The sequence below is a fragment of the Sinorhizobium sp. M4_45 genome (genome assembly GCF_002885915.1).
Lineage (GTDB): Bacteria > Pseudomonadota > Alphaproteobacteria > Rhizobiales > Rhizobiaceae > Sinorhizobium > Sinorhizobium meliloti_A.
Genome location: NZ_NWVE01000002.1, coordinates 717,511 through 740,595 on the forward strand (window position 1 = coordinate 717,511; position 23,085 = coordinate 740,595).

Annotated in this window: 16 protein-coding genes; 8 read left to right on the plus strand and 8 right to left on the minus strand. The window is 63.3% G+C overall.

Annotated elements, in window-relative coordinates:
• The first annotated feature begins 48 nt into the window (after window positions 1–48).
• A complete protein-coding gene (gene mprF, locus CN933_RS09145; protein WP_018094696.1) occupies window positions 49–2,655 on the plus strand; it encodes a bifunctional lysylphosphatidylglycerol flippase/synthetase MprF in 2,607 nt (868 codons plus the stop codon).
• The gene (locus CN933_RS09150; RefSeq protein WP_018094697.1) at window positions 2,652–4,034 is read left to right on the plus strand and encodes a virulence factor; all 1,383 of its coding nucleotides are present in this window, start codon (window positions 2,652–2,654) and stop codon (window positions 4,032–4,034) included. The genes mprF and CN933_RS09150 overlap by 4 nt, the downstream gene beginning before the upstream one ends.
• A gap of 10 nt (window positions 4,035–4,044) precedes the next feature.
• Here the strand turns inward: CN933_RS09150 and purN are convergent, their stop codons facing one another.
• Complete coding sequence (gene purN / locus CN933_RS09155) at window positions 4,045–4,707, minus strand: phosphoribosylglycinamide formyltransferase (RefSeq protein ID WP_018094698.1); 663 nt, start codon at window positions 4,705–4,707, stop codon at window positions 4,045–4,047.
• Window positions 4,704–5,774 (minus strand): phosphoribosylformylglycinamidine cyclo-ligase, encoded by a 1,071-nt coding sequence (gene purM, locus CN933_RS09160; RefSeq protein WP_018094699.1) that lies wholly within the window; start codon window positions 5,772–5,774, stop codon window positions 4,704–4,706. Before purM ends, purN begins: the two co-directional genes overlap by 4 nt.
• A 245-nt stretch (window positions 5,775–6,019) precedes the next feature.
• Here purM and CN933_RS09165 point away from each other — a divergent pair, with 245 nt between their 5' ends.
• From CN933_RS09165 to ppx, 4 genes are all read left to right on the plus strand, one after another.
• A complete protein-coding gene (locus CN933_RS09165) occupies window positions 6,020–7,135 on the plus strand; it encodes an AI-2E family transporter (RefSeq protein ID WP_033047220.1) in 1,116 nt (371 codons plus the stop codon).
• Window positions 7,136–7,208: 73 nt separating this feature from the next.
• A complete protein-coding gene (gene hdaA, locus CN933_RS09170; RefSeq protein WP_018094701.1) occupies window positions 7,209–7,898 on the plus strand; it encodes a DnaA regulatory inactivator HdaA in 690 nt (229 codons plus the stop codon).
• Window positions 7,899–7,961: 63 nt separating this feature from the next.
• A complete protein-coding gene (locus CN933_RS09175) occupies window positions 7,962–10,172 on the plus strand; it encodes an RNA degradosome polyphosphate kinase (protein ID WP_018094702.1) in 2,211 nt (736 codons plus the stop codon).
• An 11-nt stretch (window positions 10,173–10,183) separates the two neighbouring features.
• Entirely contained in the window at window positions 10,184–11,707 is a 1,524-nt protein-coding gene (ppx, locus tag CN933_RS09180; protein WP_018094703.1) for an exopolyphosphatase, read from the plus strand.
• Between the two features lie 67 nt (window positions 11,708–11,774).
• Here the strand turns inward: ppx and CN933_RS09185 are convergent, their stop codons facing one another.
• From CN933_RS09185 to CN933_RS09205, 5 genes are all read right to left on the minus strand, one after another.
• Entirely contained in the window at window positions 11,775–13,133 is a 1,359-nt protein-coding gene (locus tag CN933_RS09185) for an esterase-like activity of phytase family protein (RefSeq protein ID WP_018094704.1), read from the minus strand.
• Window positions 13,134–13,203: 70 nt separating this feature from the next.
• On the minus strand, window positions 13,204–14,295 hold the full coding sequence (gene cya2, locus CN933_RS09190) for an adenylate cyclase Cya2 (RefSeq protein WP_018094705.1): 1,092 nt from the start codon (window positions 14,293–14,295) through the stop codon (window positions 13,204–13,206).
• A 245-nt stretch (window positions 14,296–14,540) separates the two neighbouring features.
• On the minus strand, window positions 14,541–15,692 hold the full coding sequence (rnd, locus tag CN933_RS09195) for a ribonuclease D (RefSeq protein ID WP_018094706.1): 1,152 nt from the start codon (window positions 15,690–15,692) through the stop codon (window positions 14,541–14,543).
• An 81-nt stretch (window positions 15,693–15,773) separates the two neighbouring features.
• Window positions 15,774–17,222, minus strand: a complete 1,449-nt coding sequence (locus CN933_RS09200) for a multicopper oxidase family protein (RefSeq protein WP_018094707.1) — start codon at window positions 17,220–17,222, stop codon at window positions 15,774–15,776.
• Between the two features lie 133 nt (window positions 17,223–17,355).
• Window positions 17,356–18,591 carry an MFS transporter gene (locus tag CN933_RS09205; RefSeq protein WP_018094708.1) on the minus strand — a complete coding sequence of 412 codons (1,236 nt, stop codon included), beginning with the start codon at window positions 18,589–18,591 and terminating at the stop codon, window positions 17,356–17,358.
• 302 nt (window positions 18,592–18,893) lie between these two features.
• Between CN933_RS09205 and aspS the strand changes: the two genes are divergently transcribed.
• Together aspS and CN933_RS09215 are read left to right on the plus strand one after the other, a co-directional pair.
• Complete coding sequence (gene aspS, locus CN933_RS09210; protein WP_018094709.1) at window positions 18,894–20,681, plus strand: aspartate--tRNA ligase; 1,788 nt, start codon at window positions 18,894–18,896, stop codon at window positions 20,679–20,681.
• A 175-nt stretch (window positions 20,682–20,856) separates the two neighbouring features.
• Window positions 20,857–21,237, plus strand: coding sequence for a rhodanese-like domain-containing protein (locus CN933_RS09215; RefSeq protein ID WP_018094711.1), 381 nt, complete (start codon window positions 20,857–20,859; stop codon window positions 21,235–21,237).
• Window positions 21,238–21,361: 124 nt separating this feature from the next.
• Here CN933_RS09215 and groL read toward each other — a convergent pair whose 3' ends face one another.
• Entirely contained in the window at window positions 21,362–22,990 is a 1,629-nt protein-coding gene (groL, locus tag CN933_RS09220) for a chaperonin GroEL (protein ID WP_018094712.1), read from the minus strand.
• Window positions 22,991–23,085 lie beyond the last annotated feature (95 nt).

The window sequence follows — 23,085 nt, forward strand, 5'->3', positions numbered from 1 at the left end:
GCGCTGCGGTAAGTCCTTGTCGTCTCCTTCAACGACACGGGCGATCCAATGGCGTCCTCCTCTGAAGAGTTTGAAGAGAAAGACCAGCGGCCGCGGGGCGCATGGATGCTCTTTCTGAAGCGCAACCAGCGCTATCTCTCCGCGCTAGGCACACTCCTCGTGATCGCGTTCTTCGGGGCGGCGATCTTTCACCTGACGGCCGAGGTGCAATATGACGATGTCGTGTCGGCGCTGTCGGATACGAGCCGGCGATCGGTGGCAACGGCGATCCTGTTCACGGGCCTGAGCTTCCTCGCACTCACCTTCTATGACGTCAGCGCGCTCGACTACATCGAACGCAAGCTCCCTTATCCCGCCGTCGCGCTCACCGCCGCCTGCGCCTATGCGGTCGGCAACACGGCGGGCTTCGGTCCGCTGAGCGGCGGCGCAATCCGCTATCGGTCCTATTCGCGCCTTGGACTGGAACCGGAGGAGATCGCCCGTATCATCGCCTTCGTCACGCTCGCCTTCGGATTGGGGCTCGCGGCAGTCACATGCCTGAGCCTGCTTGCCGTTGGCGAATACGTGGCGCCGTTGACCGGGATCGATGCGGCATGGCTGCGGGCAATCGCCGCCTTCGTCCTTGCCGGCTTGCTGGCGGTGCTGGTCGCCGCCCGCAGCGGTCGCGAGGTCCGCATCGGCCGCCTCGTCCTGCGTCTGCCGGACTCACGGACATCTTCGCGCCAGTTCCTCGTGACGGCACTCGATCTCGCTGCGTCGGCGAGCGTCCTCTATGTCCTTTTGCCCGCCGGAACGGTGGGCTGGCCCGCCTTCCTGGCGATCTACGCCGTGGCGGTCGGCCTCGGCGTGCTCAGCCACGTGCCGGCGGGGCTCGGTGTTTTTGAAGCGGTGATCGTTGCGAGCCTGGGCCGCGCAGCCGGCGTCGACGCGGTGCTCGGTGCACTCGTCCTCTACCGCGTCATCTACCACCTATTGCCCTTGCTCATCGCCATCGTCGTGATGATAGGCATCGAACTCCGCCAGTTGGCGGGCCATCCTGCGGCCTCCAGCCTTCGCCGCGCCGGCGGCCGGATGACGCCGCTTCTGCTTGCCACGCTGGCGCTCGTCCTCGCCCTGATGCTGGTGCTCTCGGGCGTGACGCCGACGCCGGACGAGAATTTGGACTTTCTTGCGAATTACGTGCCCCTTCCGATCATTGAAGGGGCGCATTTCCTGGCGAGCCTGTTGGGGCTGGCGCTGTTCATCGTCGCGCGGGGGCTGGCGCTGCGTCTCGACGGCGCCTGGTGGGCATCGATCGCGATCGCGCTGGCCGCAATCCTGCTTTCCCTGGTGAAGGCGGTGGCGCTCGGGGAAGCCGGCATGCTCGCCTTCCTCCTTGTCGGGCTGCTCGCGAGTCGGCGGCTCTTCAACCGTCCCGCCTCGCTTTTCGGACAGGCGCTGACGCTGCCGTGGCTTACCGCGCTCGGCGTGATCTGTTTCGGCGCATTCGTCGTCCTGCTCTTCGTCTATCGCGACGTCGCATATAGCCATGAGCTCTGGTGGCAGTTCGAATTCTCCGCCGAGGCGCCGCGCGGGCTCCGCGCCCTTCTGGGAGTGACGATCGGCGCAAGTGCTGTAGCGACCTGGAGCCTGATGCGCCCGGCCGCTGCGGCGGTTGCCCCCGCCTGCAGGCAGGAGGTGGAACGGGCGATCGCCATCGTCGACGCGCAGGACATGTCCGATGCCAACCTCGTGCGCATGGGCGACAAGAGCATCATGTTCTCCGCCGACGGCCGGGCCTTCATCATGTATGGCCGCTGGGCGCGTTCCTGGATTGCGTTGTTCGATCCGGTCGGGCCCGTGGATGCCTGGCCGGACCTGATCTGGCAGTTCATCGAGGCGGCGCGCTCCAATGGTTGCCGGGCCGTCTTCTACCAGGTCTCGGCCCGCGGGCTTGCCTATTACGCGGATGCGGGCTTGAGAGCCTTCCGCCTCGGCGAACTTGCCGAGGTCGATCTCACGCGCTTCGAGATGAAGGGCGGCAAATGGGCAAACCTGCGTCAGCAGGTGAGCCGTGGCCTTCGCGACGGGCTGGAGTTCTCGGTCGTCGCGCCTGCGGAGGTATCGGCGATCCTTCCGGAGCTCGAGGCGGTTTCCGATGCTTGGCTCGCCCACCACAATGCGCGGGAAAAGGGCTTTTCCCTCGGCGCCTTCGATCCGCGATATCTGACGGCGCAGCCTGTTGCGATCCTCAAATGGCAGGGTCGCATCGTGGCCTTCTCCAATATTCTGATCACCGGCACGAAGGAGGAGGGCTCGGTCGACCTAATGCGTTTCTCGCCCGAGGCGCCGAAAGGGGCGATGGATTTCCTGTTCGCGCAACTGATGGAATATCTGAAGAACGAAGGCTATCGGCGTTTCAATCTCGGAATGGCGCCGCTGTCGGGAATGTCGGAGCGGCGGCTGGCGCCCGTATGGGACCGCGCCGGCCGGGCATTTTACGAGCACGGCGAGCGCTTCTACAACTTCAAGGGACTGCGTGCCTTCAAGTCCAAGTTTCACCCGCAGTGGCAACCGCGCTACCTAGTGGCGAGCGGCGGCTTCAACCCGATCCTGGCGCTGATGGATGCGACATTCCTGATCGGCGGCGGTCTGAAGGGAGTGATCGGGAAATGACCCCCATTAAAAGGATATTGAAACGTGCAGCCCTGGCGGTCCTGATTGCCGGCACTGCATCCCTTCCGTCCTTTGCCGAAGACTCGGCAAAGTTCGACACCGGCATGATCCCCGCACCGCACATCCTGTTCCCGAAAGAGGCGCCTTCCGGCGCCGTGGTGCTGCTTTCGGACGCCGGCGGCTGGACTGAGAGGGAGGATGCCGTGGCCCGAAAGCTTTCGAGCGAGAAAGCGCTCGTCATCGGCATCGACCTCAAGGCCTATCTGGCAGCCCTTGCAAGGGATGACGGGGACTGCGTCTACACCGTTTCGGACATCGAATCCTTGAGTCAGCAGGTGCAGCGCGCGGCCGGCAGCGGCGCCTATCGGCCGCCGATCGTCGCCGGCGTCGGCGCCGGCGGCGCCATGGCGCTGGCAATCGCCGCACAGTCGCCCGCAGCGACCATCGGCCGGACGCTCGCGGTCGATCCCGAAGAGGGTATCGCCCTGACGAAGCAGCTCTGCACTCCGGCCGAAAAAATTCGAAAAGGCGACCGCATGGTCTACGGCCTGACCGATGGCGCCTTACCCGACCCGGTAACCGTAATCTTTTCGCCGTCCGCGTCGCCCGCCGGGCGCGAGCACGTTGCCGCTCTCGCAGCCAAGCATCCGGACGTCGAAGTCCAGGCGAGCGACGAAGACGTCTATGCCGCACTCTCCGGCACGCTCGCCGGGTACATCCAGCAGGAGGACGACGGGAACAACCCGTTCGGGCTCCCCCTGACCGTTCTCGATGCGAAGCCAACGCGCGATACCATGGCGGTGATCTATTCCGGCGATGGTGGCTGGCGCGACATCGACAAGGAGGTCGGCAATGCCCTGCAGCAGCAGGGCGTGCCCGTCGTCGGGGTGGATTCGCTGCGCTATTTCTGGTCGGAGCGACAGCCGCAGGCGACGGCGGACGATCTCGCCCGTGTCATCACCTATTACGGCAAGCGGTGGAACGTCCGCAACGTAGTGCTGATCGGCTATTCCTTCGGCGCCGACATCCTGCCGCGCACATACAACCTGCTTGCGCCCGCGACCCGCGCACGCATACGGCAGGTCACGCTCATGGCACTGTCGCATCGCGCCGACTACAAGATCTCCGTCCTCGGCTGGCTCGGCGCCGACGGGGAGGGGAATGCCGGCGACCCGGTCGACGACATCAAGGCGATCGAGCCGCCACTCGTTCAGTGCATCTACGGCACCGACGAGGAGGACGACGCTTGCCCGGATCTGAAATCCTCCGGTATCGAGGTGGTTCCCATCGAGGGAGGCCATCATTTCGACGGCGATTATGCCGCTTTGACACGACGCGTGCTTGATGCGCTCGACCGGCGGCTGGCGATGGGAAGATGACCCGCTTGCGTCAGATGACGGGGGAAATGAGCGTACCCGTTGCCTCGTCGACGGCATGGCTTACCACCCGGCCGGCTTCCATCCGCACCTTGCCTTCAGCCACGAGCCGAAGCGCCATCGGATAGATCTTGTGCTCGACGGTAAGAACGCGGGCGGCGAGCGTATCCGCCGTGTCGCCGGAAACGACCGGTACGGCCGCCTGGGCGACGATCGGCCCGTCGTCCATACCCTCCGTCACGAAGTGCACGGTGCAGCCCGCGATCCTCATCCCGGCGTCGATCGCCCTGCGGTGCGTGTGAAGTCCTGGGAAGAGCGGCAGCAGTGACGGGTGGATGTTGAGGATCCGGCCCTCGTAGCGCTGGATGAAGGCCGCAGAAAGAAGGCGCATATAGCCCGCGAGACAGATCACGTCCGGCTGGAGGCGGTCGAGCTCGGCCAGGATTGCTCCCTCGTGCGCTTCTTTGCTGGCAAAATCCTTGCGAACGAAGGCGAAGGTCGGAATGCCGAGCCCGGCCGCCTTGTCGAGGCCACCTGCATCCGCCTTGTCGGCGATCACCGCAATGATCTCGGCCGGAAAATCCGGCGCGGCGGCAGCCTTCGCCAGCGCGATCATGTTGGAGCCGCCGCCGGAAATGAACACGACGACCTTCTTCTTGCCGGTCATCAAGCTCATATGGCGAGATTGCCCTTGTAGATCGTGCCGGGTGTGCCCTCGGCGCGTGCGACCATGCGGCCGAGCGTGAAGACCGTTTCGCCTTCGCCGGCAAGCACGGCCGCAACTTTTTCCGCTTCGCTCGCCGGAACCACGGCGATCATGCCGACGCCGCAATTGAAGGTGCGCAGCATCTCGTTGGCGGCAACGCCGCCGGTCTTTGCGAGCCACGAGAAGACAGCCGGCGGCTTGATGGCGCCGAGGTCGATCTCGGCGGCAAGGTGTTTCGGCAGCACCCGCGGAATATTCTCGGGGAAGCCGCCGCCGGTGATGTGGGCCAGCGCCTTGATCGCACCCGTCCCGCGGATCGCCTTCAAGAGCGGTTTCACATAGATGCGCGTCGGAGTCATCAGGAGGTCGGCGAGGGTGCCTTCGCCGAAAGGTGCCGGAGCATCCCAGGCAAGGCCCGAGAGCGAAACGATCTTGCGCACCAGCGAATAGCCGTTCGAGTGCACGCCCGAGGAGGCAAGCCCGAGGATGACGTCGCCTTCGGCGATGTCGCCGGCAGGCAGAAGCTGCCCGCGCTCGGCTGCGCCGACGGCAAAGCCGGCAAGATCGTAGTCGCCGCCGGAATACATGCCCGGCATCTCGGCCGTCTCGCCGCCGATCAACGCGCAGCCGGCCTCGCGGCAGCCGGCGGCAATTCCCGCGACAATCGCGGCGCCCTGGTCGGGATCGAGCTTGCCGGTCGCGAAGTAGTCGAGGAAGAACAGCGGTTCGGCGCCCTGCACCACGAGATCGTTCACGCACATGGCGACGAGGTCGATGCCGACCGTGTCGTGCTTGTCGGCGTCGATCGCGATCTTGAGCTTCGTGCCGACGCCGTCATTGGCGGCGACGAGGACCGGATCGCTGAAACCGGCGGCCTTCAGGTCGAAAAGGCCGCCGAACCCGCCGATCTCGCCATCGGCGCCGGGGCGCCGGGTCGAGCGGACATGCGGCTTGATCTTCTCGACCAGCAGGTTGCCGGCATCGATATCGACACCTGCGTCGCTGTAGGTGAGGCCGTTCTTTCCCGACTGGCTCATGCTCGCTCTCCAAGGCTCGTCGCTGATTGCGGATGCGATTGGCACGGAGAAGCGAGGAGTGCAAGCGCAGAGGCGCGCCCGATCCTGCTTTTTTCGTGAATCTGCCTGTGGTCAGCGCCTTCTGCCGGTCACAGGCCGTTTGTCCCGTGAGCGCCGCCGGACTTGACCTTGGCGCGCCCCAAGCCCTATCTCGTGCGAACGAACGACGCGGAAGGTGCGGTGTGCCGCGCGCAACGGGGGCCGTCATGGGCGATCGGGTCAGCAGTATGGGACTTCAGCGCCAGATCTTTTTCTGGCTGCTGGTGCTTGTCGGCTTCATCGCCTTCCTGCTGGTGTTCAGCTCCATCCTTCTGCCCTTTCTCGCCGGCATGGCGCTCGCCTATTTTCTCGATCCTGTAGCCGATCGCCTGGAGCGGCTCGGTCTGAGCCGGCTGATGGCGACGATCGCCATCCTGGTCGCCTTCGTCGTCGTGCTGGCGCTGTCGCTGATGATCATCGTTCCGCTGGTCGTCACGCAGGCTGCCGAATTCATTCAGAAAATGCCGGGTTACATCACCAGGCTTCAGGAGTTCCTGACCGACAGCCAGTCGACACTGTTGCCGGACTGGCTCGCCGGCCAGATGACGACCATCAAGCAGAACTCGGCCAAGCTCTTGGAGCAAGGCGCAAGCTTCCTCGGCACGCTGTTCCAGCAGATCTGGAACTCCGGCCTGGCACTTCTCAATATTCTGTCCCTATTCGTCATCACCCCTGTCGTCGCCTTCTATCTGCTGCTCGACTGGGACCGTATGGTCGACAGAGTCGACAGCTGGATACCGCGCGATTACGTCGAGGTCGTGCGGCAGATCGCTCGCGACATGAATACGACCATTGCCGGGTTCGTACGCGGCCAGGGCTCTCTCTGCGTGATCCTCGGTCTCTACTACGGGATCGGGCTGAGCATGGTCGGGCTAAATTTCGGCCTCCTGATCGGCCTCTTCGCCGGCATGATCAGTTTCATCCCCTATGTGGGATCGCTGGTCGGTCTCGTGCTTGCGCTCGGCGTCGCGCTCGTTCAGTTCTGGCCGGACTATGTCTGGATCCTTGTGGTTCTCGCCGTTTTCTTCAGCGGCCAGTTTCTCGAAGGCAATATTCTGCAGCCGAAACTGGTCGGCAAAAGCGTCGGGCTGCACCCGGTCTGGCTGATGTTCGCCCTGCTTGCGTTCGGCGCGCTCTTCGGCTTCGTCGGCCTGCTCGTGGCGGTGCCCGCGGCGGCCGCGATCGGTGTGCTTGTCCGCTTCGGCATCCAGCGGTACCTTGATAGCGATCTCTATCACGGGCATAGAACAGCCGTTCACAAGGAGCCGGAGAGCAACGGCTAGAGCACTTCCAGTGCATAGCGGTTTTCCGTGCGGACGTGCGTAGCTGCAAAAGGTGAATGCTCACGGGTAATGCATGAAGAGACATCTGTCCGAACAATTGCCTTTGGTCTTCGGCCATGCGCCCGCAACCGGTCGCGACGACCTGCTCGTCTCGGACCGGTTGAGCGCGGCCATTTCCATCGTCGATCACTGGCCCGTCTGGCCGTCGCCGGTGGTCATCATTTGCGGGCCGGTCGGTTCCGGCAAATCGCATCTTGCGGGCATCTGGCGCGAAAAGGCGAGGGCGGAGCCGATACATCCCTTTGCCGGCTCGAACGCCGCCGATATCGCCGCGGAAAAGCCGGTCCTGTTCGAGGATGCCGACCGCCAGGGCTTCGACGATACGGCTCTCTTCCATGTCATCAACAGCGTGCGACAGAACGGTACGGCGCTTTTGATGACGTCTCGGCTATGGCCGATGTCATGGCCGGTGCGGCTTCCTGACCTCAAGTCGCGCCTCAAGGCTGCCACCGTGGTCGAAATCGGGGAGCCCGACGACGAATTGCTCGCGCAGGTGCTCACCAAGCTTTTTGCCGACCGCCAGCTCCTCGTGGACGAGCGCCTGGTCGGCTACGTCGTCGCGCGCATGGAACGCTCGCTGGAGGCGGCGCAGACCATCGTCGAGCGGATAGACCATCTGGCGCTTGCGCGTGGAACGCGGCCGACCCGTGCGCTCGCCGCGGAAGTTCTGGAAGAGCTTGCAAATACAAGCCTCTCCGATTGACTGTCACAGTTCCGTCGTCAAACTGGGGTAGCTCGTCGTTCGGAGTAATGGGGCTTTACAGGCATGGACAGCGCAACGTCTGCAATCACGGAACACGAGGCATCTGCTGAGCAGAAGCGTGAGGCGCCGGCCGAAGCGCTGGACCTTCTCAAGAGCCCCGAGCGCTTCGTCAACCGCGAGTTCTCCTGGCTTCAGTTCAACCGCCGGGTCCTCGAGGAGACGCTGAACACGGCGCACCCCCTTCTGGAGCGCGTCCGTTTTCTGTCGATCTCCGCCGCCAATCTCGATGAATTCTTCATGGTTCGCGTCGCGGGTCTGGAGGGCCAGGTCCGTTCCGGGCTTTCGCTGCGTAGCCCGGACGGCCTGACGCCGGCGGAAACGCTCGAGAGCATTCTGACGGAAGTCGACAATCTGCAGATGGAGCAGCAGGCATCGCTTGCCGTCCTGCAGCAATATCTCGCCAAGGAAGATATCCTCATCGTCCGTCCGGCTTCGCTTTCCGCGCAGGATCGCAGCTGGCTCGCGAACGAATTCGACCAGGCGATCTTCCCCGTGTTGACGCCGCTCTCGATCGATCCGGCGCACCCGTTCCCGTTCATTCCGAATCTCGGCTTCTCCATCGGTCTGCAGCTCGTCAGCAAGACCGGGCGCGATCCGATGACGGCACTGCTGCGCCTGCCGGTGGCGCTCGATCGCTTCATTCGCCTGCCGGATGTCAAGAACGTCATCCGCTACATCACCCTCGAAGATGTCGTCAGCCAGTTCATCGACCGGCTTTTCCCGGGCTACGAGGTGAAGGGGTCGGGCACGTTCCGCATCATTCGAGACAGCGATATCGAAGTCGAGGAGGAAGCCGAAGACCTCGTGCGTCTTTTCGAGACGGCCCTCAAGCGCCGCCGTCGCGGATCGGTGATCCGGATCGAGACCGATTCGGAGATGCCGGCTTCGCTGCGCCAGTTCGTCGTGCAGGAGCTCGGTGTCCCGGAAAATCGCGTCGCGGTCCTGCCGGGCCTGTTGGCGCTGAACACGCTTTCGGAGATCACCAAGGCGCCGCGCGAGGATCTGCGCTTCGAGCCCTACAATCCGCGCTTCCCGGAGCGTGTGCGCGAACATGCGGGCGACTGTCTTGCCGCCATCCGTGAAAAGGACATGGTGGTCCACCACCCCTACGAATCCTTCGATGTCGTCGTGCAGTTCCTGCTGCAGGCTGCGCGCGATCCGGACGTGCTCGCGATCAAGCAGACGCTTTACCGAACCTCGAACGACAGCCCGATCGTGCGCGCGCTGATCGATGCCGCCGAGGCCGGCAAGTCGGTGACGGCGCTTGTCGAGCTCAAGGCGCGGTTCGACGAGGAGGCGAATATCCGCTGGGCGCGCGACCTCGAGCGCGCCGGCGTCCAGGTGGTTTTCGGCTTCATCGAGTTGAAGACCCACGCCAAGATGTCGATGGTCGTGCGCCGTGAGGAGGGCAAGCTCAGGACCTATTGCCATCTCGGCACCGGAAACTACCACCCGGTCACGGCGAAAATCTACACCGACCTGTCGTTTTTCACCTGCAACCCGGTGATCGCCCACGACATGGCGAACATCTTCAACTTCATCACCGGCTACGGCGAGCCGGAAGGGGGCATGAAACTCGCAGTGTCACCGCATACGCTGCGTCCGCGCATCCTCAAGCACATCGAGGAGGAGATCGTCCACGCGCAAGCCGGGCGGCCGGCGTCGATCTGGATGAAGATGAACTCCCTGGTGGACCCGGAAATCATCGATGCGCTCTACAAGGCAAGCTGCGCAGGCGTCGAGATCGATCTCGTCGTGCGCGGCATCTGCTGTCTGCGGCCGCAGGTGCCCGGGCTCTCCGACAATATCCGCGTCAAGTCCATCGTCGGTCGCTTCCTGGAGCATTCAAGAATTTTCTGCTTCGGCAACGGACATGGACTTCCATCGGAGAATGCGCTTGTCTATATCGGCTCGGCGGATATGATGCCGCGCAATCTGGATAGGCGGGTGGAGACGCTCGTTCCTCTCATCAACCGCACTGTGCACGAACAGGTTCTTTCGCAGATCATGCTGGGCAATCTCATCGACAACCAGCAGAGCTACGAGATTCTTCCGGACGGCACCTCGCGCCGCATGGAAGTCGGCAAGGACGCCGAGCCGTTCAACGCTCAGCATTATTTCATGACCAATCCGAGCCTTTCGGGCCGGGGTGAGGCTCTGAAATCCAGTGCACCGAAGCTGATCGCCGGCTGGAAGAGCGGCTGGCACAAGTAAACTGGAATTGCATGGTCGAATCTGAAGCGCAGGGACGTCTGCCCGGTATCCGCCCGGTCTCCGTTGTGGATATCGGCTCCAACTCCATTCGTCTCGTCGTCTATGAAGGGCTGAGCCGTTCGCCGGCAATGCTTTTCAACGAGAAGGTGATGTGCGGCCTCGGCAAGGGCATCGATGCCACCGGCCGCATGGAGGAGGAAAGCGTGGCCAGGGCGCTGAGGGCGCTGCACCGCTTTCGTGCGCTCTCCGACCAGGCGCGCGCGACCGAGATGTATGTGATCGCGACCGCTGCGGCGCGGGAGGCCACCAACGGAGCGGCCTTCATCGAAAGGGCGGAAGCCATCCTCGGGCAAAGGGTGAAGATCCTGAGCGGGGAGGAGGAGGCCCATTACTCGGCGATGGGCATCGTCAGCAGCTACTATGAGCCGGATGGCGTCGTCGGCGATCTCGGCGGCGGCTCGCTTGAGCTTGTTGATGTAGACGGCAAGCGGATCGGCAAGGGCATAACGCTGCCTCTGGGCGGCATCCGCCTCTTCGAGCATTCGAGCGGCTCGCTCAGCAAGGCGCGGACCTGGGTGCGCAAAGTCATGAAAGACGCCGAGGTTCTGAAGAAGGGGACCGGACGCACGTTCTACGCCGTGGGCGGAACCTGGCGAGCCATCGCCAAACTGCACATGGAGATGCACAATTACCCGCTGCACATGATGCAGGGTTACGAGATCTCCTATGACGAGGCGCTGGCGATCCTTGCCGAAGTGATGGAGCCGAAGAATATCAAGCCCTCCGCCTATGCGACGATTTCCAAGAGCCGCCGGAGCCTGTTGCCCTTCGGTGCGGTGACGATGCAAGAGGCAATCTCCATCATGAAGCCCGAGCGCATCTCGTTTTCCGCGCTCGGCGTGCGCGAAGGGTATCTCTTTTCGCTGCTTTCCAGTGAGGAACGCCAGCAGGACCCGCTGCTGACGGCTGCCAACGAACTCGCCATCCTTCGGGCCCGTTCGCCCGAGCATGCGCGAGAGCTCGCCGAATGGACCGGCCGCCTCGTGCCGTTCTTCGGCATCGAAGAAACGGAAGAGGAGAGGCGCTACCGTCAGGCCGCCTGTCTGCTGGCGGACATCAGCTGGCGGGCGCATCCGGACTATCGCGGTCTGCAGGCGCTGAACATCATTGCGCACTCGGCGTTCACCGGCATCACGCATGCGGGACGGGCCTATATCGCGCTCGCGAATTACTACCGCTTCGAGGGGCTTAACGACGACGGCGCCACGAGCCCGCTCGCAGGCATCACGACGCCGCGCCTGCTCGAGCTGGCGAAGCTCCTGGGCGGATTGTTGCGCGTCGCCTATCTCTTTTCGGCCTCCATGCCGGGTGTGGCGCGCCACCTCACGCTCCGGCGATCTTCGAAGCCCGACATCGATCTCGAATTCGTCGTCCCGGCAGCCTATGCCGACTTCGAGGGCGAACGCCTCGACGGCCGGCTCCAGCAACTCGGCAAGCTTACCGGCAAGAAGCTCGTCTTCTCCTTCGAGCGCTGAACCCTTTCCGGCTCGTTCCTGCCACAGCAGGGTGCCGCGCATCTGACGATGCGCGGCCCTGCGCCACTTATTCGGCCTCCAGGAATTCGCCGACTTCGAGCAGCACGAATTCATTGTCGTCCGCCCTGTCGAGCGAACGCCCGGCGGAGAATGGCAGGTTGTTGTCGTTGCCGACGATGATATGCGTTTCGTCCACGCGATCGACATTCTCGATGGTGACGAAGGGCATGTCGTAATAGCCCTCGCCGCCGCCCTGGCGCTTGCGGTTGTCCGGATCGGCGATTTTCAGCAGGTCGACATAGCCGATCTTGCGCACGGCCTTGCCGACGTTTTCGTCGCTCATGGCGATCTTGTAGACACGCTTCAGCTTCGATCCGACGGCGAAGCAATCCGGCTGCGGGTTCTTGGGATCCGCGCAGGCCTTGTCTACGGTGCCGGCGCCGTTGTCGCGCTCGATCACCAGCGCGGTCTTCTCGTCGAGCATGTTGAAATCGCCGATCGCTTCGCCGCCTTCGGCGAGTGGATACAGCCAGCTTCGCCCGGTCCAGGCCTTGCTGCCGGCGTCAAGCTCGACGATCCGCAGCGCCGGCCGGCCTTCCGCCTCTTCCACCGATTCGCTGTCCGCCCAGAGCGGGCCTTCGAGCAGTCCGTAGAGCTTCGCGCCGTCCTTCGAAAGTGCCAGCCCCTCGTAACCGCCGGAGCGCTTCAGGTTGAAGTCCGGTGCCTTCTTGGAGGGGTCTCCCTGCAGCGTCAGTGCCGGGTTGTCCGGCGAGAGTACGGGCTTGCCGTCGACGACGGTCGCAATGACATCGGTGAGCTTGCCGTCAAGGTCGAACTTCAGGATGTAGGGTCCGAATTCCTCACCGACCCAGAAGCCGTCGGCCACCGGCTGGATCGATTCGACGTCGAAATCGCCGCCCGTGAGATAGCGGGTGGCCGAGCCTTCCATGACGATGGGGAAGGGTGCCTTGCGCTCTGGGTCGGACAGGAACAGGGTCTTCAACGCCTCGACCTTGCCGGCGTCCCAGTCGATCCTGAGGTGGTGGAGCATCAGCATTGCGTCGGTCGAGTTGAGCTTGTTGCCGAAGCCGTTGTCCGAAAGGCTCCAGAAAGTGCCGTCCTCCATCGCCTTGATGCCGGAGAAGCCCTGCATCGGCTGGCCGTTGAAGGGAAGCGACAGACCGGTCGAGCGAACGCCATCCTTGCCCGCGACGCTGCCGAGTTCGGCGGCGCGCTTGCGGTCGGCGGTCGAGAACTTGCCCGAGGTCTTGAGGTACTCCGCGGCATCCGCCGGCGCGGCGATAATGGTGTTTGCGGGAAGGATCGCATGCGCCTCGAGCGTTGCGGGAAAGGCCTTTTCCTCGGCAAGCGCGGCGCTCGACGCCAGAAGGGTTAACGCCATGGCGGCAAGGATGGGTTTCGTCATAAGTTCACCTCGGGTTGGAGTGCAGGTGAACCCGATAGGCGGCTTCGATGACAGCTGTTTGAAGTTTGTCTTACAGCGAGGTGAATGCCCCGGCGGCCGGACTGCTAACGGGCTTCCCGTCTGGGTCCATGGCGCCCTCGCCGCTGAGCGAACCGGCCGTGAGCGACAGAACCGCGAGCTTCTGGCCCCGACCTTTGACCTCATGCTCGCCGAGATCCTCGGCGCGCACGAAGACCGGCGGGCGCAAGCGCCGCAGCAGATCGGCTGAGATCAAGACCTGACGGTCGAGCGTTCGGCACAGGCCCTCCAGGCGTGCCGTCGTGTTCACGGTGTCGCCAAAATAGGTGATCTTGTGTTTGTCGACGCCGATCTCCGCGGCAACGATCGTGCCGCCATGCAGAGCGGCACGCAGGCGCGGCACCTCGCCGTAGTCTTTTCGCCAGCGACGGGCGTCCGCTTCGATCTGTTCCAGAATGTCGAACACGCAGCGGATGCAGGCTGCATCCGCGACGGCGCGATCGTAAGGCCAGGTGATCACGGCAGCGTCGCCGACATAGTCGTCGATGGATCCGCCATAGCGCAGCACGGGATCAGCCATGGCTGCAAACAGCTTTCCCAAATATTCCTGCATGCGCAGGTCACCGAAGCGCTCGGCAAGCGATGTCGATCCGGCGAGATCGATGAAAAGGAACACGCGTTCCTCCTGCACCGGCTTGCGGTATCGTCCAGTCAGGAGGCTCAGGAAAATATCGCGGCCGAGCAATTCGCGTACCCTGAGCACGAAGATGATCGGACCGGAGGTCGCGAGTGCGTACACCAGCACATTGAGCGATGGCAGCATCGCGTCCGTCCTGCTTTCACGCATGACGCCGGCGACGTGCAAAAGCAGCCCGGCGGCTGCATATCCGACGTTGACGAATATGAAGTAGACGGCGAGGGACGAGAGAAGAAACGCCGGCGTCGGCGATCCGTGGATCCTCCGGTAAAGGCGCCGGAAGATGATGTGCCGTTCAAAGGCGAGAATCGGCATGCACATGAAGAGCGCATAGGTTGCGCCGATCAGACCGCCGCCGCCGTAGACGACCCACGCATAGGCCATGCCGCTGCCGGCGACGACGAGCAGCAACAGGATGATCTCGAGCGTGGAAAATCTCCAGCGCATGTGACAGCCTCGAAAACGAGAATAGACAGCGCCGCACGTGTTATCAGGCACGCAAAGGTCGCTGGAGCAAGTGGAATTGCTACATGTTTTGTCCTCAAAGGACACATGCAGTTGAAGCATGCGGGGCCGGGCGGTCCCGCTCGGCATGTAGAAACGGCTGATCGGCGCGTTTTGCCGCGATCAGCCGTCGCAACGTCTCGGCTAAGCTCAGATTCGGGCGGAAAATTGTCGTCGAGCGGCGGTTTTCAACCGCCGATTTCCATGGCCTCGACCTTTTTGTCGACAAAGCGCAATGCCACCTCGCCATTGATGAGTTTCAGCGCCGTCATGCCGAAGAGCTCACGCCGCCAGCCTTTTAGGGCGGCGACGTCGGCGCCTTCGCCCTCTGCCGCGATCCGGTCGAGATCGTCGCTGTTGGCGATGATCTTGGCCGCGACTCCCTCCTTTTCGGAGATGAGTTTCAGCAGCACCTTGAGCAGCTCGCTCGCTGCCGCAGCGCCCTCGGGTGCATGGTTCTGGCGCGGCAGGCGCGGCAGCTCGCCCCTCGGGATCGCCAAGGCTTCGCCGACGGCCTCGATGAGGGCCGTCCCCGCGCTCGAGCGTTCCCAGCCCTTGGGAATGGTCCTGAGGCGTCCGAGCGCCTCGGCATCCTTCGGCTGCTGCTGCGCGATTTCATAAATCGCATCATCCTTGATAATCCGCCCGCGCGGCACGTTGCGGGCCCGCGCCTCGCGTTCGCGCCACGCCGCCACCTTCTGCAGGACGGCGAGCTCGATGGGCTTCTTCACCCGCATCTTCAGCCGCTGCCAGGCATTGTCCGGGTGGAGGTCGTAGGTTTCCCGGCTTTCGAGGATCGCCATTTCCTCCGCAAGCCAGGAGGAGCGTCCCTCGCGATCCAGTTCCTTGGTGAGGTACTGGTAGATATCCCTCAGATGCGTCACGTCCGCCAGCGCATAGTCGAGCTGCTTGTCGGTGAGCGGTCTGCGACTCCAATCGGTGAAGCGAGACGACTTGTCGATCTGCTCGTTCTTGATGCGGTTGACGAGTTGATCATAGGAAACGCTGTCACCGAAGCCGCAAACCATCGCGGCCACCTGCGTATCGAAGATCGGATGAGGAATGAGGTTTCCGAGATGATGGATGATCTCGATGTCCTGCCTGGCGGCGTGGAACACCTTCACGACATCCGGGTTGCTCATGAGCGCGAAGAACGGGGCGAGGTCGATGCCGGGTGCCATCGGATCGACGATCACTGCCATATCCGGGCTTGCCATCTGGATGAGGCACAGCACCGGCCAGAACGTGGTTTCGCGCAGGAACTCCGTATCGATCGTAATATAGCTTGAACGGGCCAGCTCTTGGCAGGCGGCCTCAAGATCTGCTGTCGTTTGAATCATCGGGCTTTAATCACTGTGGCAAAAATGCGGCTTTGAGTTTCCCCGTGTACCGTTTCACGGCACCTGTCACAATGGAAATTGTCAGGCGACCCGGAAATAAGCCGACATCCCGGTCTTTTGATGTTCGATGATATGGCAATGGAACACCCAGTCGCCGGGATTGTCCGCGACCAGTGCGAGCTGCGCCTGCTCGTCCGGCAAGAGCAGGATCGTGTCGGTCGGCGGCGGCAACAGGCTCCGCTTGTTCGAGGCGAGAACGCGGAAGCTCAGCCCATGCAGATGGATCGGATGGGCATGCGGCGTGCGGTTGGCGATCTCCAGCACATAGCTTTTCCCGAATTTGAGTTCATCGATCGGGGCGACCGGATCGGGCGTGTCACCGGGCCAAGGTACCTTGTTGATCGCCCAGAAAGTATAACCGAGCGAGCCGCAGATCGAGGCGGCCGGCTCGTGCTCGGCCGTTGCAGTCAGTTCGATCGGGATGCGCCTGGCCGTGGAAATGTCGGCTTCGGCAATGGGGTTTGCGGGCAGGGGTGCGACATCCCGGAGGTCCCGCTTCAGCGAAGTGCCGACTGCCCGGAAGGCTGCGATCGTCCAGGGGTTGGAGCCGCGAAAATTGCCAAGCCTTGCCCGTTGGCCCTCGCTTTGCGGCATGCGAAGCGCAAGGTCGGCGCGCTGGCCGGGGCCGAGGTCGAGCCGGTCGAGCGCGAAGGGGATTTCGACCGGGTTGCCGTCCAGGGCGATCACCCTGGCCTCTGCGCCTTCGAGCCCGATCGTGTAGATGCGCGTGACGTCAGTTGCGGCGATCCTCACGCGGACGAGCCCGCCGGCGGGAGCGTCGTAGACCGGCTCGCGCTGCCAGTTTGCGGTTCTCACCGTTCCATAGGTCCCGCCGCGCGCCGCATCCCGCGGTTTGAAAGGGGCGATGAACGCGCCGCCGGCGCCGAGCCGCCAATCCCTGAGGTTGAGAACGATCTCGGAATCGAAGGTCGGGTCCTCCGGGTTCTCGACGACGATCACGCCGGTCAGGCCGCTCCCCATCTGCATCAGCGTGTTGCAGTGCGGGTGGTACCAGAAGGTGCCGGCGTCCGGCGGTGTGAAGAGATAGTCGAACCCGTCGCCGGGATAGACATAGGGCTGCGTCATTTCCGGCACTCCGTCCATCGCATTGGCGATCCTCAGACCATGCCAATGAACGGTCGTCGGTTCGTCGAGACGGTTGACCAGTCTCGCTGCGAAGGGTTCGCCCTTGCGCATCCTCAAGACGGGCGGCATGGCGGCGGTTGCCGGGTTGCCGGGATCATGCAGGATGACCCGGGGATCATGCGCGATATCATGCGCCGTGACCCGGGGATCATAGGTCATGACCCGGGGGGTGATGCCGCCGGCCGCTATCTGTGCCTCGGTGAAACGCGCCGTCAGGATCTGCGGATCGGGCGCTGCGCCCGCTCGCGCGGCAAGACCGGCGCCGAGCGCGAAGGCGCCGCCAAGTGCGGCTGAACCCTGGAGAAACATTCGGCGATCGAGCATCTGTATCTTGCTTGTCTGTTCCGGAAGAAGGGGCAAAGCCGATCGGCCCCCGAAAAATGATCCGGCCCGTTATTAAACCTGATTTTCAGTTTCAGCAATTCGGCAGCCCGCGCCTCGTTGCGGCCCTGTTGGGTCAAGGCTCTTTCCGCGTCTGGCCGCCCGCAAGCTTGTTGAAGAAGGACGATGTGCGCAGAAGGCTGCGAAACCGCATCGACCTTTCCTCGGTTGGAACGGGTTTGCGCGCAGTCATGCGCCGGATCGTATAGGCCATGAAGAGCGCCAGGATTGCTGCCGTATACATGAAGAGCACCGGCGGTTCGAAGATCTCGAGCAGGAAGGATGCGAGGAGCGGCCCGATGATGGCTCCGAGCGACCAGAAGAAGAGCATCCCGGCGGAAACCAGCGCATGCTGGCCTTCGGCCGCATGGTCGTTGGCATGCGCGGAGCAGAGCGAGAAGAGCGGCATCGCGAATGCGCCGAAGGCGAAGATGCCGGCGAAGTTCAACCACTCGTCGTTCCCGGCGATGAAGGCGAGGAAGAGCCCCGCGAGAAGGGAGCCGAAGGTGGCGATCAGGATGATCAGCCTGCGGTCGATCCGGTCGGAGTAATACCCCAGCGGATATTGAAGCACGACGCCGCCGATGATGCCGGCGCTCATGAAGGTCGCGATCGCCGTCACCGAAAGGCCGATCTCCTGCGCATAGATAGGGCCGAGCGAGCGGAACGCGGCATTGGTGAGGCCGACGACGATGCAGCCGATAGTGGCCAGCGGCGAGATGTTCCAGAGCGCCTTCACGTCGAAGCGTATCGCTTCCGGTGCAACCGGGCTCGACCGGTCGGCAAAGGAGATCGGCACGAGCGAAAGCGTCAGCGCCATCGAGATGATGGCGAAAAGCTCGAAGCCGCCGATTCCGATGCCGGGAATTGCATATTGTGCAGCCGTCACCGAGCCGAGATCGACGAGGCGATAGATCGAAAGGGTGCGCGCGCGGTTGCCGTTGGTGACGCTGGCATTCAACCAGCTCTCGACCGTAGCGAAGAGGCTCGCGAAGCAGATGCCGGCGACGAGCCGCATCAGGAACCAGAACCACGGATCGATGACCAGCACCATGGCGATCGCAGCGGCGGAAGCGATGGCCGCCATCGCCGAAAAGGTGCGGATATGGCCGATCGACCTCAGAATGCGGGTGACGTAGACGCAGCCGATTGCAAAGCCGACATTGTAGCCGGCGCCGATCACACCGATCAGCGAGGTCGAGAAGCCTTCTTCGAGCGCTCTCAAGGAAATGAACGTGCCCTGCAACCCGTTGCCGCCGATCAGAATGCCTGCGGTGACGAGCAGCGGGATGAGCGGGCGAATCTGGGACATGGAACAGAAGGCATCCGATTGCGGCCGCGACTCGCGCGATACGCGACCCTTGCCCCTGTTTAACCGTGGCTGACGCGCGGGAACAGTAGCAATTTGTGACCACTCGTGTCCAAATTTGCGCGGTACCCCTCGCGGCCGTGGTCGACGCGGGCAACTTGCAAGGCCGGGCCGGCGCTCCTGCCGCCGGCGCGCCGCGGCCTTGACAAAACCGGCGCATCATGCGCTTTTCCGCCCGACTTTGACCTGCCGCCCTGCGCCGTTCTGCGAGCTGCGCGGCCTTTAAGCAATTCCGGGACTATACGATGCACCGTTACCGCAGCCACACCTGTGCCGCCCTCCGCAAGTCGGATGTCGGCTCCACCGTTCGCCTTTCCGGCTGGGTTCACCGCGTCCGCGATCACGGCGGTGTGCTCTTCATCGACCTGCGCGACCATTATGGCATGACCCAGGTCGTCGCCGATCCGGATTCGCCGGCCTTCAAGACCGCCGAGACCGTGCGCGGCGAATGGGTCATTCGCGTCGACGGTGCCGTCAAGGCGCGCACCGACGATACGGTCAACAAGAACATGCCCACCGGCGAGGTCGAACTCTATGCCCGCGAGATCGAGGTTCTCTCGGCCGCCAAGGAACTGCCGCTGCCGGTTTTCGGCGAGCCGGACTATCCGGAAGACGTGCGCCTGAAATACCGTTTCCTGGATCTCCGCCGCGAGACGCTGCACAAGAACATCGTCAGGCGCACCGAGATCATCGCCGCCATGCGCCGGCGGATGGGCGACATCGGCTTCACCGAATATACGACGCCGATCCTGACGGCCTCTTCGCCGGAAGGTGCGCGTGACTTCCTGGTGCCGAGCCGCATCCACCCGGGCAACTTCTATGCGCTGCCGCAGGCGCCGCAGCAGTACAAGCAGCTTCTGATGGTCGCCGGCTTCGACCGTTACTTTCAGATCGCGCCCTGTTTCCGCGACGAGGATCCGCGCGCCGACCGGCTGCCCGGCGAGTTCTACCAGCTCGACCTCGAAATGAGCTTCGTCGAGCAGGAAGACGTCTGGGACGCCATGGAGCCGATGATCCGGGCGATCTTCTCGGACTTCGCCGGCGGCAAGCCGGTGACCGACAAGTTCCCGCGCATTCCCTACGACACGGCGATCCGCAAATACGGTTCCGACAAGCCGGATCTGCGCAACCCCATCGAGATGCAGGAAGTCACGCAGCATTTCGCCGGATCCGGCTTCAAGGTCTTCGCCAACATGATCGCCTCCAATCCGAAGGTGGAGATCTGGGCCATTCCCGCCAAGACCGGCGGCTCCCGCGCATTCTGCGATCGTATGAACGCCTGGGCCCAGAGCCAGGGTCAGCCGGGTCTCGGCTACATCTTCTGGCGCAAGGAGGGCGAGAAGCTCGAAGGCGCCGGTCCGCTGGCCAAGAATATCGGCGAGGAACGAACCGACGCGATCCGCACGCAGCTCGGCCTCGAAGATGGCGACGCCTGCTTCTTCGTGGCCGGCGAGCCCGCGAAGTTCTACAAATTCGCCGGCGAGGCTCGCACCAGGGCCGGCGAGGAACTGAACCTCGTCGACCGAGATCGCTACGAGCTGTGCTGGATCGTGGACTTCCCGTTCTATGAATGGAACGAGGAGGAAAAGCGTGTCGACTTCGCCCACAACCCCTTCTCGATGCCGCAGGGCGGTCTGACCGCGCTTTCGAGCGACGATCTCCTGTCGATCAAGGCGTTCCAGTACGACATGGTCTGCAACGGCTTCGAGATCGCCTCGGGCTCGATCCGTAACCAGTCGCCGGAACTGATGGTCAAGGCTTTCGAGAATGTGGGCCTGAGCCAGGCCGACGTCGAAGAGCGGTTCGGCGGTCTCTACCGTGCGTTCCAGTACGGTGCCCCGCCGCATGGCGGCATGGCCTTCGGCATCGACCGCATCGTCATGCTGCTCGTCGGCGCCAAGAACCTGCGCGAGATTTCGCTGTTCCCCATGAACCAGCAGGCCCAGGATCTGCTGATGGGCGCGCCTTCTCAGGCGACGCCTGCACAACTCAGGGAACTCTCGATCCGACCGATCCCTCAGAAGAAGGATTGATCTTCTTCGAGACCGAACGACCCGGCGATGATCTCGCCGGGTTTTTCTTTGGTCCGGTTCCTTGTTTCGAAGCGCGGGAGGAGAGTGTCCCCGAACGCGACCCGTGACGCTCGCCTTGACAGCGGATGTTTCGAGGCGTTTCCTTTCCGTGCAAACCATCGGTTGGAGGGGAACAATGATCAAGACCGTCAAGGATCTGCTCGCGGAAGCAAACGGTGCAGTCCCGAAATTGTCTCCCGCCGAGGCGGCCGAGAAGATGCGCGCCGGTGATGTGTTGATCGTGGACGTCCGTGATCCGACAGAAGTCCAGCAAACCGGCAGGATCAAGGGGGCGGTAAACGTCTCGCGGGGCATGCTGGAGTTTCGGGCAGACCCGGAAAGCCAGTACCACAATCCGGTCTTTCAGAAGGACAAGACCATCCTTCTGCATTGTGCCTCCGGCGGCCGTTCCGCTCTTGCGGGCAAGACCCTGCAGGACATGGGATATTCGGACGTCTACAACATCGGCGGCTTCAAGGATCTGGCCGAGGCGGGCATCGATACAGAACCGGCGTGAGCGCGCACATCGAGCCGAACTTCGCCCCTCGTAGGCCTCGCAAGTAGGCGAAGGCGCCTCGCGGGGCGCTCCGCCTTCGGCATCCGTTGCTGGCGCTCGCCGCCTGCGTCGCCGTGGACGCTTCTCAGAAGTCCATTCCGCCGCCAGGCGGCATCTGCGGCTGCGCGTCCTTCTGCGGTTTCTCGGCGATCATCGCTTCCGTCGTCACGAGGAGACCGGCGATGGAGGCAGCGTCCTGAAGCGCGGCGCGCACGACCTTCGCGGGATCGATCACGCCCATTTGGAAGAGATCGCCGAATTCCCCGGTCTGTGCGTTCCAGCCAAAGGCGAAATCCTGTTTCTCGCGGAGCTTCCCGACGATGATCGATCCCTCGGCGCCGGCGTTTTCGGCGATCTGACGCGCGGGTGCCTCGATCGCGCGCCGGACGATCTCGATGCCCACGCGCTGGTCGTCATTGGCGGTCGCAAGACCGTTGAGCGCACTCACGACCCGCAGCAGCGCTACTCCGCCGCCGGGCAGAATGCCTTCCTCGACCGCCGCGCGCGTTGCATGCAGCGCATCGTCGACCCGGTCCTTCTTCTCCTTGACCTCGACTTCGGTCGAGCCGCCGACGCGGATGACGGCGACGCCGCCCGCGAGCTTGGCAAGCCGCTCCTGCAGCTTCTCCCGATCATAGTCCGAGGTCGTGTCCTCGATCTGCGCCTTGATCTGGGCGACGCGGCCGCCGATGTCCTCCTTCGATCCGGCGCCGTCGACGATTGTCGTCGTCTCCTTTTCCACCATGATGCGTTTCGCACGGCCGAGGGTGTCCATCGTGGCGTTTTCGAGCTTGATCCCGAGCTCCTCGGAAATCACGGTGCCGCCGGTCAGGATCGCGATATCTTCCAGCATGGACTTGCGACGGTCGCCGAAGCCCGGGGCCTTGACCGCAGCGATCTTCAGTCCGCCGCGAAGCTTGTTGACGACCAGGGTGGCGAGCGCCTCTCCCTCGACATCTTCGGCAATGATCAGGAGCGGCTTGCCGGATTGGACGACGGATTCGAGAATCGGGATCATCGCCTGAAGGTTGGAGAGCTTCTTCTCGTGAAGCAGGATATAGGCGTCTTCCAGCTCCACCCTCATCTTTTCCTGATTGGTGATGAAATAGGGGGACAGATATCCCCGATCGAATTCCATTCCCTCGACGACTTCGAGTTCGATCTCGGCGGTCTTGGCCTCCTCGACGGTGATCACGCCCTCATTGCCGACCTTTTCCATTGCTTCGGCCAGGTAACGGCCGATCTCGGCATCGCCATTGGCCGAAATCGTCGCCACCTGGGCGATTTCGGCATTTTTGGAGACCTTGCGGGCATTGTTCCTGAGTTCCTTGACGATAGCCTCGACGGCAAGATCGATGCCGCGCTTCAGATCCATCGGGTTCATTCCCGATGCGACGGCCTTGGCGCCCTCCCTGACGATAGCCTGCGCGAGTACGGTGGCCGTGGTGGTGCCGTCACCGGCGATGTCGCTGGTGCGCGACGCCACTTCGCGCAGCATCTGCGCGCCCATGTTCTCGAACTTGTCCTCAAGCTCGATTTCCTTGGCGACCGAAACCCCGTCCTTGGTGATCCGCGGTGCGCCGAAGGACCTGTCGATGACGACGTTCCGTCCCTTCGGTCCCAGAGTCACGCGCACCGCGTTGGCCATGATGTCGACCCCGCGCAGCATCCGATCGCGGGCATCGCTGGTGAATTTGACTTCCTTGGCAGCCATTTATGCCTCCCTCCACACCGAATTCCCGAATGTCTTCGTGCCTCTTTCGCGTTCCGCCGGCACGCTCCTCCTGGAGCGCCGCGTGTCGGCGGGGA